At 64.1% G+C, this 11823-nt stretch carries 9 protein-coding genes and 1 pseudogene; 4 read left to right on the forward strand and 6 right to left on the reverse strand.

Annotated features, from left to right (window positions below; all coding sequences use genetic code 11):
- The first annotated feature begins 1 nt into the window (after window position 1).
- From lpxA to lpxB, 3 genes are read left to right on the forward strand one after another with little or no spacing between them, the layout of a single operon-like run.
- Window positions 2–835, forward strand: coding sequence for an acyl-ACP--UDP-N-acetylglucosamine O-acyltransferase (gene lpxA / locus AC0NID_RS21635; protein ID WP_473457963.1), 834 nt, complete (start codon window positions 2–4; stop codon window positions 833–835).
- Window positions 822–1724 (forward strand): LpxI family protein, encoded by a 903-nt coding sequence (locus tag AC0NID_RS21640; RefSeq protein ID WP_473457965.1) that lies wholly within the window; start codon window positions 822–824, stop codon window positions 1722–1724. Before lpxA ends, AC0NID_RS21640 begins: the two co-directional genes overlap by 14 nt.
- Window positions 1714–2892, forward strand: coding sequence for a lipid-A-disaccharide synthase (lpxB, locus tag AC0NID_RS21645; RefSeq protein ID WP_473457967.1), 1179 nt, complete (start codon window positions 1714–1716; stop codon window positions 2890–2892). The genes AC0NID_RS21640 and lpxB overlap by 11 nt, the downstream gene beginning before the upstream one ends.
- Window positions 2893–2961: 69 nt before the next feature.
- On the opposite strand, the gene gltA is transcribed toward lpxB, so the two are convergent.
- Window positions 2962–4290, reverse strand: coding sequence for a citrate synthase (gltA, locus tag AC0NID_RS21650; RefSeq protein WP_473457969.1), 1329 nt, complete (start codon window positions 4288–4290; stop codon window positions 2962–2964).
- 180 nt (window positions 4291–4470) lie between these two features.
- On the reverse strand, window positions 4471–5895 hold the full coding sequence (gene gltX, locus AC0NID_RS21655; RefSeq protein WP_473457971.1) for a glutamate--tRNA ligase: 1425 nt from the start codon (window positions 5893–5895) through the stop codon (window positions 4471–4473).
- A gap of 102 nt (window positions 5896–5997) precedes the next feature.
- Here gltX and AC0NID_RS21660 point away from each other — a divergent pair.
- Window positions 5998–8467 (forward strand): annotated as a pseudogene (locus tag AC0NID_RS21660) (ComEC/Rec2 family competence protein).
- Here AC0NID_RS21660 and lexA read toward each other — a convergent pair.
- The 4 genes from lexA to trpC form a co-directional block, all read right to left on the reverse strand.
- On the reverse strand, window positions 8461–9198 hold the full coding sequence (gene lexA, locus AC0NID_RS21665) for a transcriptional repressor LexA (RefSeq protein ID WP_292162620.1): 738 nt from the start codon (window positions 9196–9198) through the stop codon (window positions 8461–8463). The pseudogene AC0NID_RS21660 and the gene lexA overlap by 7 nt on opposite strands.
- Window positions 9199–9303: 105 nt before the next feature.
- On the reverse strand, window positions 9304–10509 hold the full coding sequence (locus AC0NID_RS21670) for a molybdopterin molybdotransferase MoeA (protein ID WP_473457973.1): 1206 nt from the start codon (window positions 10507–10509) through the stop codon (window positions 9304–9306).
- Window positions 10509–11006 carry a cyclic pyranopterin monophosphate synthase MoaC gene (moaC, locus tag AC0NID_RS21675; protein ID WP_473457974.1) on the reverse strand — a complete coding sequence of 166 codons (498 nt, stop codon included), beginning with the start codon at window positions 11004–11006 and terminating at the stop codon, window positions 10509–10511. The genes AC0NID_RS21670 and moaC overlap by 1 nt, the downstream gene beginning before the upstream one ends.
- A gap of 2 nt (window positions 11007–11008) precedes the next feature.
- Window positions 11009–11821 (reverse strand): indole-3-glycerol phosphate synthase TrpC, encoded by an 813-nt coding sequence (gene trpC / locus AC0NID_RS21680; RefSeq protein WP_473457975.1) that lies wholly within the window; start codon window positions 11819–11821, stop codon window positions 11009–11011.
- Between the last annotated feature and the right edge of the window lie 2 nt (window positions 11822–11823).

Consider the following 11823-nt stretch of genomic DNA (forward strand, 5'->3'; position numbering starts at 1 on the left):
CATGAAAATCCAGACAGTCATCCACCCCTCGTCGGTCATCGAGGCAGGCGCTAAAATCGGCGCAGGCGTCCGTATCGGGCCGTTCTGCCACATCAGTTCCGACGCGGTGATCGGCGACCGCGTCGAACTGGTCAGCCATGTCTCGGTGCTGGGCGCGACCACCATCGGTGCGTCGACCAAGGTATATCCGATGGCGACATTGGGTGGGCCGCCACAGAACACCAAGCACAAGGGCGGCCGCACCACACTGGTAATCGGTGAGAATTGTACGATCCGCGAAGGCGTGACCATGCATCTCGGCACCGATTCCAGCCGTGGTGAGACTGTTATCGGCGATAACGGCAACTTCCTTGCCTACGCCCACATCGCCCATGACTGCGTCGTCGGCAAGAACGCTACCTTCGCCAACCAAGCGACGCTGGGCGGCCATTGCGAGATCGGCGACAACGTCTATATCGGCGGCCTCAGTGCCGTTCATCAATTTGTCCGCGTCGGCGACAACGCCTTTCTCGGTGGTTGCTCGGCCATCGTCGGCGATGTCATTCCCTACGCCATCGCGGTCGGCAATCGCGCCAGCCTACGCGGCCTCAACATCATCGGCCTGAAGCGCGCCGGGTTGCCGCGCTCCGAGATCCATATGCTGCGCAAGGCCTACAGGACGATATTCGATCGCTCCCGAACCGTCGGCGAGAACATCGAGTTCGCCAAGGCGGAATTCGCCTCGTCGCCGACCGCCATGAAAATCATCGATTTCATCGCCAGTCGCGGCAAGCGGCACTACGCCGTCCCGTCGCTCAAGGCTGGCGACGGCGACGACGCAGATGACGAAGATTGAGGCCACCCGGACGTGCCTTGATCTCGCGCCAGACGCCAAGGTCGGCATTATTGCCGGCGGCGGCAGTCTGCCGGTTGAAATTGCCAGGGCGCTTGCTGGGCAAGGCAAGTCTCCCTTCGTCGTAATGGCGGCGGGCGAGGTCGACCGCATTTCCGACTTCGACGACTATGAGCAGGTGACCTTGAGGCTGGAGGATATCGGCTCACTGCTGCCGACGCTCAAAAATCACCATGTCACCCATCTGGTGACCGCGGGCCATATCACACGCCGCCCCAGGCTGGGCGCCATGCGCCTTAATCTCGGCCTGCTCGCCTGGGTGCCCAGCCTTCTTGTCGGTGCAACCCATGGCGACGACACGGTGCTGAAACTATTTGTGCGCAGGGTCGAGCGCAGCGGCATCAAGGTCGTCGGCGCCCATGAGATCGTGCCGGAACTGGTCGCTGCCGAAGGGACGCTCACCAAGGCGGCGCCGCGAAAATCGGACTGGCGCGACATCGAAGCGGCGCATTCGGCGGCAAAGGCCATCGGCGCGCTGGATATCGGCCAGGCGGCTGTCGCGGTCGGTGGCCGCGCCATCGCGCTGGAAGGCGTCGAAGGCACCGATGGATTGCTGGAACGAACAAGGCAGTTGCGCGGGCACGGCAGGCTGGCCGGCAGAACGCGCGGTGTCCTGGTCAAGTGTGCCAAGCCCGGCCAGGAACTGCGCGCCGATCTGCCTTCCATCGGCCCGCAGACAGTCGAGGCGGCGCATGCCGCGGGACTTGCCGGTATTGCCGTCGAAGCCGGCCGCTCGCTAATTCTGGAAAGCCCCACCGTCGTCGCCCGCGCCAATGCGCTTGGCCTGTTCGTGATCGGCCTGCCTGCCGCGGAGCCGGTGCATGGGAAATGAGAAACCGCTGAAGATTGCCATCGTCGCCGGCGAGGAGTCCGGCGACCTGCTCGGCGCCGACATCGTGGAGGCGCTCAAGCGCGCGACCGGACGCGAGGTCCGGCTCGTCGGCATCGGCGGCCGCCATTTGCAGGCGCTCGGCCTCGCTCCGCTCTTCGACGGCGGCGAGATCGCGCTGATGGGCTTGAGCGCCATTCTGCGCGACCTGCCGCGCCTGATGCGGCGGATCAGCCAGACGGCCAGCGCGGTCGCCGATGAAAGGCCCGACTGCCTCATCACTATCGACAGCCCGGATTTTTCGCTGCGCGTGGCGAAAAAGGTTCGCGCCGCCGATCCCGCAATTCCGATCGTCCACTATGTCTGCCCGAGCGTCTGGGCGTGGCGGCCGGGCAGGGCGGCGGCGATGAAGCCATATGTCGACCATATCCTTTGCATCCTGCCTTTCGAGGGGAAGGAGCTCGCTCGCCTCGATGGTCCGCCCGGCACCTATGTCGGCCATCGCCTCACGCATGATCCGGGCGTGCTCGGCGCTGCAAAGGCGCAAAACTTGCCGCGCGACCTGTCCGAGGATCGCTTAAAGACACTGCTTGTGCTGCCCGGGTCGCGTCGCGGCGAGGTGCGACGGCTGGTCGGCCCGTTCGGCAAGACGATCTCGATCCTGCGCGCGCGCGGGCACCGCTTGCGCCTGCTGTTGCCAACGGTGCCGCATGTTGCCGACCTGGTCAGGGCTTCGGTGGCAAGCTGGGACGAGAAGCCGGAGATCATCCTTGATCCCGAACGCAAATGGCAGGCTTTCGGCAAGGCCGATGCGGCGTTGATCGCGTCGGGAACGGTGTCGCTGGAACTGGCGCTGTCGGGTGTGCCGATGGTCTCCTGCTACCGCTTCGATCCGGTCATGCGGATGGCTCAGAGCCTGATCACCGTATGGAGCGCCGCCTTGCCCAATCTTATCGCCGATCGCCCGGTGGTGCCGGAAAGCTACAACGAATATGTGCGGCCGCCCTATCTGGCGCGGCAGCTGGAGGCGCTGTTTTCCGATACCCCCTATCGCGCATGGCAGAAGGACGGTTTTGCCGAGGTGGCCAGGCGCATGGCCACCGACAGACCTTCCGGCGACATCGCTGCCGGGGTCGTGATGAGGTGTATCAAAGAAGCGAATAGGCAGTAGCGAATAGCGAGGAGTGGACCACCGCAGACGCAACTCTGTCCCTACTCGCTATTCCCGATTCGCTCGATCTTACCGCTTTGCAATCGGCACGTAGTCACGTTCCGGCGCGCCTGTGTAGAGCTGGCGTGGGCGGCCGATCTTCTGGTGCGGATCCTCGATCATCTCTTTCCACTGCGCAATCCAGCCGACGGTGCGGGCGACCGCGAACAGCACGGTGAACATGGTGGTGGGGAAGCCCAGCGCTTTCAGCGTGATGCCGGAATAGAAATCGACATTCGGATAAAGCTTCTTCTCGATGAAATAAGAGTCGGTGAGCGCAATCTTTTCCAACTCCATGGCGATGTCGAGCAGCGGATCGTCCTTGATACCGAGTTCGCCCAAAACCTCATGCGCGGTCTTCTGCATGATCTTGGCGCGCGGATCGTAATTCTTGTAGACGCGGTGGCCAAAGCCCATCAGCCTGAACGGATCGTTCTTGTCCTTGGCGCGGGCGATGAATTCCGGGATGTGGTCGACATGGCCGATCTCGCCCAACATGTTCAAGGCGGCCTCGTTGGCGCCGCCATGGGCTGGTCCCCACAGGCAGGCGATGCCGGCGGCGATGCAGGCAAACGGATTGGCGCCCGACGAGCCGGCGAGGCGGACGGTCGAGGTCGAGGCGTTCTGCTCGTGATCGGCGTGCAGGATGAAGATGCGCTCCATCGCACGCGCCAGCACCGGGTTGATCTTGTATTCCTCGCACGGCACGGCAAAGCACATATGCAGGAAGTTGGCCGCGAAATTCAGCTCGTTCTTCGGGTAAATGAAGGGCTGGCCGATGTGGTATTTGTAGGCCATCGCCGCGATCGTCGGCATCTTGGCGATCAGCCGCATCGATGCGACCATGCGCTGATACGGGTCCGAAATGTCGGTGGAATCGTGATAGAAGGCCGACAGCGCGCCGACCACGCCGCACATCACCGCCATCGGGTGCGCGTCGCGGCGAAAGCCGGTGAAGAAGCGCGACATCTGTTCATGCACCATGGTGTGGCGCGTCACCCGGTAGTCGAAATCGTCCTTTTGCGCCTTGGTCGGCAATTCGCCGTAGAGCAAGAGATAGCAGACTTCGAGGAAGTCGCCATGTTCGGCCAACTGGTCGATGGGATAGCCGCGATGCAAAAGGATCCCGGCATCGCCATCGATGAAGGTGATTTCCGATTCGCAGCTTGCCGTCGACGTGAAGCCGGGATCGTAGGTGAAGGCCCCGGTGGTGTTGTAAAGCGAACCGATGTCGATGACATCAGGTCCGACCGAGCCGCTTCGCACCTTGAGTTCGTGAGTTTTACCACCGAGCTCCAGTTTTGCAGTCGACGCGTGGGTTTTGCCGCCAAATTCCAGTCTTGTCGCAGCTTCGGACATTGCAAACTCCTTTTGTTTCTTCATGCCGGCAAAGGCGAAATATCCGCAACGCAACACGTCGAAAGCATCGGAGTGCTCGTGTTTGCGCCCGCAATTGGATCTGCGTGCCAAATTGGGCCAGGACCTAATGTTGCACTGCGAAAGCCGCCTTTCAATGCCAATCTTCTTGGGCCAGTTCTCCTAATCGATTTGATCGGCGATGCGCGCCAGGCTTTCGTCGCGGCCAAGCACGGCAAGCACATCGAATACGCCTGGCGAGGTGCTTTTGCCGGTGAGCGCAGCCCGTAAAGGTTGGGCCACGGCACCGAGTTTCCGGTCGCCTGCCAGCGCATATTCGCGGATCGCAGCCTCCGCCGCAGCGGCCGTCCAGTGGCCTGAAACCGCCTTCAGCGCCGCGTGGGCGCCCCGCAGGATCTCACGCGCTTCACCACCGAGCAGCGCCGCCGCTTTCTCGTCGATCGGCAGCGGCCGCTGGGCGAACAGGAAGGCGGCACCGTCGGCCAGTTCGACCAGCGTCTTGGCGCGCTCCTTCAAGCCGGGCAGGGCGGCAAGCAACTGCGCCTTGCTCTTGTCGTCGAGCCGCGCAGCGATCGCCGGTCCGCCTTCGAGATAGGGCAAGGTGGCGATGAAGATATCGAGCAATTCGGCGTCGTCCTTCCGGCGCATGTGCACGCCGTTCAGCGCCTCGAGCTTGGCGAAGTCGAAGCGGGCGGCTCCCTTGTTGACGTCGCCGATGTCGAACCACGCAATCATGTCGGCGATCGACATGATCTCGTCGTCGCCGTGGCTCCAGCCGAGCCGCGCCAGGTAGTTGAGCAGTGCCTCGGGCAGGTAGCCCATGGCGCGATAGGCTTCGACGCCAAGCGCCCCGTGCCGCTTCGACAGCTTGGCGCCGTCGGCACCATGGATCAGCGGGATATGCGACATCGACGGCACCTCCCAGCCCATGGCTCGATAGATCACTGTCTGGCGGGCGGCGTTGGTCAGATGGTCGTCGCCGCGGATGATGTGGGTGATGCCCATGTCATGGTCGTCGACGACGACGGCATGCATATAGGTCGGATTGCCGTCGGAGCGCAGGATGATGAAATCGTCGAGATCCTTGTTGGGGAAGCGCACCTCGCCCTGCACGCGGTCATGCACCACGGTCTCGCCCTCGGTCGGCGCCTTGATGCGGATGGCCCCCTTGGCGCCGGCCGGCGCCTCCGACGGGTCGCGGTCGCGCCAGCGTCCGTCATAGCGGGGCGGCAGCCCCTTGGCCCGCGCGCTCTCGCGCATCGCCTCCAGCTCGGCCGGCGTCGCATAGCAGTAATAGGCCTTGCCGAGGCGCACCAGCTCCTCGGCGACTGCGCGGTGACGCGGCGCGCGCTCGAACTGCGATACCGGCTCGCCGTCCCAGGTGAGGCCGAGCCAGGAGAGCCCATCGAGAATGGCGGCGGTTGCCGCATCCGTCGAACGCTCGCGATCGGTGTCCTCGATGCGCAGCAGCATCGTGCCACCGGTGTGTTTTGCATACAGCCAGTTGAACAGCGCCGTGCGCGCCCCGCCAATATGCAGGAAGCCGGTGGGCGAGGGGGCAAAACGGGTAACGACCTTGTCGGACATGGAACTCTCAGGCAAGTGCAGGATACGGATGCGGTCGCGCGGACTTTCGCGCGCCGCGCGTTCATGTAGCATAGGAGGTCAAGGGCGCAAGGGGCAGACCCGATGGCTGGACCAGGCCGCGGTGCGGACGGGAGCGACGGCGCGGTCAGCAGCGTCAGCGAACGGTCGCTGTTTGCCGCATCGGTGCCTGTCATACCGGCGCCGGATTCACTGCCACGCCTTGATGTCAGGCCCCTGCCGCCGGAGGGGCCTGCAACGGTCCCAAGCCCGAAGATCGGCCCTGCCGTTCGGCTGCGCGGGCACCTTCGCCATCTTTCGCCGTCCGGCATCCGCAACAACTTGGCATCGGCAGCCGGCATGGAGATCGACCGTGGCGTCGCCTTCCTGCTGGTGCCGGTTTTTCTGGCATGCGGGGTGATCTTCTATTTTTCGCTGGCGAGAGAACCGGACTTTTCGCAACCCATCGCCGTCGTGGTCCTCACGGCATTGTGTGCGGCCGGCTCGCGCTCATGGCGCAAAACGCATCTGTGTTCCTGGTTGCGCTGCTGTGCGCGCTCGGCGTGCTCGCCGCCAAGGTCGGGACCGGCGCGCGGGAACGCAGATGGTCGGCGCGGAAATCCCGACGCGGCTGGCCGGCCGGATCGTCAGCCTCGACCGGATGGCGAACGGTCGCATCCGGCTGACCATCGATGCGATCTCGACCGCCCGGCCAGCGCTGCGCTATATGCCCAAGCGGATTCGCGCTTCGGCTATGAAAATACCGCCGGGCGCGGCCGCCGGATCGAAAGTGACCGGCTATGTCAGACTGCTGCCACCAACCGGCCCGGTGCAGCCGGACGGCTATGATTACTCCTTCGACAGCTATTTCGCCGGTATTGGCGCCAGCGGCTTTTTCCTTGGCACTCCAAAAACTGTTCCCCCGGATGGCGCTTCGCCAGATGGTGCACCGCTTGCCGCGCGTCTTTCCTCAGCGGTCGAGAACGCGCGGGAGAGCATCGCCGACCATATTCGCGGCAGCATCGGCGGCGCCGAGGGCGAGATTGCCGCCGCGCTGGTCGTCGGCGTGCGCGCCGGCATCCCCGAAGAGATCAACGAGGCGATGCGGCGCACCGGCATCTATCACATCATCTCCATCTCCGGCCTGCACATGGCGCTGGTTGCCGGCACGGTCATGGGGCTGCTGCGCGGCGCCTTCGCGCTGTTTCCCGATTTCTCCTCGCGACGGCCGGTCAAAAAATACGCGGCCGCGGCCGCACTCTTTTCGATCGCGGCCTATCTGATCATTTCGGGCGTGGTGGTCGCGGCCGAGCGCAGCTTCATCATGCTGGCGGTGATGCTGATCGCGTGCTGTTCGACCGGGCGGCGCTCACCATGCGCAATCTGGCGATCTCGGCGATTGCCGTCATCGTCGTCGTGTCGCCGCATGAGGTTGTGGAGCCGAGTTTTCAGATGTCCTTCGCCGCGACCGCGGCCCTCGTCGGCGCTTATGCCGGCTGGTCCGACTACCGCGCAGGCAGGGCCACCGAGCCACCGCCGCGACGATCGCCGCTCGGCTTCGTCACACGAAAATTCCTGGTGGCAATGAGCGGCCTCGCCATGACCTCCATCATCGCGGGAAGCGCTACGGCGCCTTTTGCCATATGGCATTTCCAGCGGGTCTCGCCACTCAGCCTGTTCGCCAATCTGGCGATCATGCCGATCGTCTCGCTGGTGGTCATGCCTTTCGCCCGTGCTCAGCGCTCTGGCTATGCCGTTCGGTGCCGACGGGCCTTTCCTCTATGTGATGGGCAAGGGCCTGACAGCGATGATCGTCGTGTCCGGATGGATTTCGGAGCGCTCGCCCATCGACGCGGTCGGGCTGATCTCGATGCAGTCGGTCCTGCTGGCGACGATCGCACTTGTCATCGCAACCATGGCGACGACCTGGCTGCGGATTGCGGCGCTGCCTTTCGCGCTTGCCGGCCTGCTGACGATTTCCGACACACCCACGCCCGACGTGCTGATCTCGGAGAATGCGCGGCTGGTCGCTCTACCAATCGGCGGCGGTGAGTTTGCCGTGAACCGGGCGCGTCCGAACGAATTTACCATCGACAACTGGAAACACGCCCTGAAGGCCGAGACGATCATCATGCCGGAGACGTTCGCCAAAACAGATATGCAGTTCAACATCACCGATCCGGCGGACCTGCCGCCGGGCGCGCCATTCTACTGCTCTGCCGGTCTGTGCCTCGCCCGGCATCCGTCCGGCGCGATCGTCGCGCTCGCCGACGACCGCAAAACCGCGCGGCCAGCCTGTGCCTTTGCTGATCTGATCGTCATCGACGATGCTACAGCCTATTACAATCCCTGCCGCAATCCGCTGGTCCTCGTCGTGACCAAACGGCAACTCGCTCGCATGGGCAGTGCCGCCGTCTTCTTCGATCCGCAATCGGCGACGACGCGCGCAAAAATTCGTTTCGCCGTCGAAGAACCGTACCGGCCCTGGCATGTGCAGCGAAAGTTTTCTCGAGAGGCGAGGGGCCTGCCGCCATACCGCAAGGCCGAGAAACCCAAAAAAGCCGCCGCTCAGTAACGCCGGATCAATCCGACAAGCTTGCCTTGCACCTTGACCCGGTCCGGCCCGAAGATGCGCGTCTCATAGGCCGGATTGGCGGCTTCCAGGGCGATCGAGGCGCCTTTGCGGCGGAATCGCTTCAGCGTCGCTTCCTCTTCGTCGACCAATGCCACGATGATCTCTCCCGGGTTCGCCGTGTCGGCGTTGCGGATGATGACCGTGTCGCCGTCGAAAATGCCGGCCTCGATCATCGAATCGCCCTTGACCTCCAAAGCATAATGCTCGCCGCCCATGATCATGTCCGGCGGTACCGAGATCGAATGCGTCTGGTGCTGGATGGCATCGATCGGCACGCCGGCAGCGATGCGGCCCATCACCGGGATGGATACGGTGGCAACGACGTCGTCGTCATTTCCGGCCGCAGGCATGCGTGAAGGCGCCGGCTTGATCTGTCGTCCGAGATTGCCCTGCCCAAGGCTGCCTTGAATGACGCTTGGCGAGAATTTGCGCGCCGCATTGAGGCCGGGCGCGATCGAATCGGGCAGGCGCAGCACCTCAAGCGCGCGGGCGCGGTTGGGCAGGCGGCGAATGAAGCCGCGCTCCTCCAGCGCCGTGATCAGCCGATGTATTCCCGACTTGGAGGCGAGGTCGAGTGCCTCCTTCATCTCGTCGAAGGAAGGCGGAATGCCGCTTTCCTTCAGCCGTTCGTGGATGAACATTAGCAGTTCATGTTGTTTGCGTGTCAGCATCGCGAACCCCCGACAGAATCAGAAAAACAAACCCAGAACAAACACTATCTGTTCCAGTTGTGTTCTGCAACCGTTTAAAGTTTAATGAATGTGTTGACGTTTTGTTCAGCGTAGCATCAGCACGCTGCAGGCGGCGCCAGTCGCAGCTGGGGGAGCGAACGGCTCGCGCACGATCAGCCCGTTGGCTTCTGCCAGCATTCTAAGCATCGAGGAATCCTGGATGGCGAACGGTGTCGCCAGCAGCACGCCGGCTTCTTCCTTCACGACGGCGCGTACATAGTCCTGCCTGACGTCGTTGGCCGGCATCGCGGTCCCCAGCCGTGCCTCACGCATGTCCTGGCGGTAGGCGCGGCCGCCGAACCGCGCAAGCAGCGGCTTCAGGAAGAGCTGCGTGCAGACCAGGCTCGCCACCGGATTGCCGGGCAGGCCGATGCAGCGGATGTCGCCCAGCCGCCCGAACATCAGCGGCTTGCCGGGCCGCATGGCGATCTTCCAGAAATCGAGCGTCATGCCTTCGCCGGTCAGCACGTCATGGGCGAGGTCGTGATCGCCGACCGAGGCGCCGCCCAGCGTGACGATGACGTCGGCTCCTGCCTCGACCGCTTTTTTCACCAGCGCAGCGATCGCCTCCTTGCGGTCTGCGGCGATGCCGAGATCGAGGGCACGCGCGCCGACCGAGCGGGCCGCGGCGGCGACGCCATAGGCATTGGACGAGATGATCTGATCGGGGCCAAGGTCGCTGCCCGGCGGCAGCAATTCGTCGCCGGTGGCGATGATGGCGACCAGCGGCCGTTTCACCACGCTGACTTGCGGATGGTTGGCCGACGCGGCCAGCGACAAAGCCGCCGGATCGAGCAGGCGGCCTTTCTCCAGCAGAACGTCGCCCTTCGAGAAGTCGAGCCCGAGGCGGCGGATGTTGCGGCCTTCGACCGTCGATGCGGTCACTTCGATGTTGCCGCCGCCGAGGTCGCGGACATTTTCCTGGATGACGATCGTGTCTGCGCCCGCGGGAAGCGGCGCGCCGGTGAAGATGCGCACGGCCTGCTTCTCACCGACCGTCCCGGTGAAGCCGCGACCGGCCGGCGCCATGCCGATCACCGAAAGTCTTGCCGGCACGGACGCGACGTCCGCGGCCCGCGCGGCATAGCCGTCCATGGCGGATGCGTTGAAGGGCGGCTGAGTGCGGAGCGCCATGAGCGGCTCCGCCAGCACACGGTCGGCGGCGTCCATCAGGGTGACGCTTTCGGCTTGCGAGGGCGCAGCACCTTCAAGCAGGCGCTCGAGCGCTTCGGTGACCGGAAGCAACGCCATTATTGGCCTGCCCCTTGGGCGCCCACCTTGTAGTCGCCGGATTTGCCGCCGGTCTTTTCCACCAGCCTGATGCCGGAGATCACCATGGCCCGGTCGACCGCCTTGGCCATGTCGTAGATGGTCAGGCAAGCGACCGAGGCGGCGGTCAGCGCCTCCATCTCGACGCCGGTCTTGCCGGTGACGCGGGCCAGCGCCGTGACCTTCAGGCCAGGCAGCGTCGCGTCCGGTTCGATGTCGACCGATAGTTTGGTCAACAGAAGCGGATGGCAGAGCGGGATCAGCTCATGCGTCCTCTTGGCCGCCATGATGCCAGCGATGCGCGCCGTGCCCAGCACGTCGCCCTTCTTGGCATCGCCGTCGAGGATCATTTGGAGCGTCTCTGGCAGCATCGAGACAAAGCCCTCGGCGACCGCCGTGCGCGTCGTCTCTGCCTTGTTGCCGACATCGACCATGTTGGCTTCGCCCTGTGCGCCAAGATGGGTGAGGGAGGCCGTCATCGTCAGAGAGCCTCGGCCGGCGCCTTGCCCGTCAAAAGCAGGTGCGTTGCGGCGGCCACGTCCTGTTGCCGCATCAGGCTCTCGCCGACGAGGAAGGTGCCGATGCCGCTCCGTTCCAGCCTGCGGCAGTCTTCGTGCGAGAAAATACCGCTCTCGCTGACCAGCAGGCGATCGGCCGGCACCATCGCCGCCAGCCGCTCCGAGGTCTCGAGGCTGGTTTCGAACGTCCGGAGATCGCGGTTGTTGATGCCGATCAGCCGCGACGACAGTTTCAGCGCGCGTTCCGTCTCGGTCTCGTCATGCACCTCGACCAGTGCGTCCATGCCGAGATCGAAAGCCGTCGCTTCGAGGTCGCTGGCCATGGCGTCATCGATGCTCGCCATGATGATCAGGATGGCGTCAGCGCCCCACGCACGGGCTTCGAACACCTGATAAGGCTCGAACAGAAAATCCTTGCGCAGAGCGGGCAATGTCACGGCGCCACGCGCATCGGTGAGGAATTCAGGCGCACCTTGGAAGGACGGCGCATCGGTCAGCACCGAAAGGCAGGCGGCACCACCTGTCGCATAGGCCTTGGCCAGTGCCGGCGGATCGAAATCGGCCCGGATCAGGCCCTTGGACGGGCTCGCCTTCTTGATCTCGGCGATCAGCGCGAAACCGCCGGATTTGCGCTTGGCTTCAAGCGCCGAGAGAAAGCCGCGCGGCGCATCGGCGTCTTTCGCCCGCGCCTTGATCTCGGCAAGCGGCACACGCGTCTTCGCCGCCGCGATCTCGTCGCGCTTGTAGGCTTCGATCTTGCGAAGGATATCAGACACGG

It is taken from the genome of Mesorhizobium sp. WSM4821 (assembly GCF_055901555.1).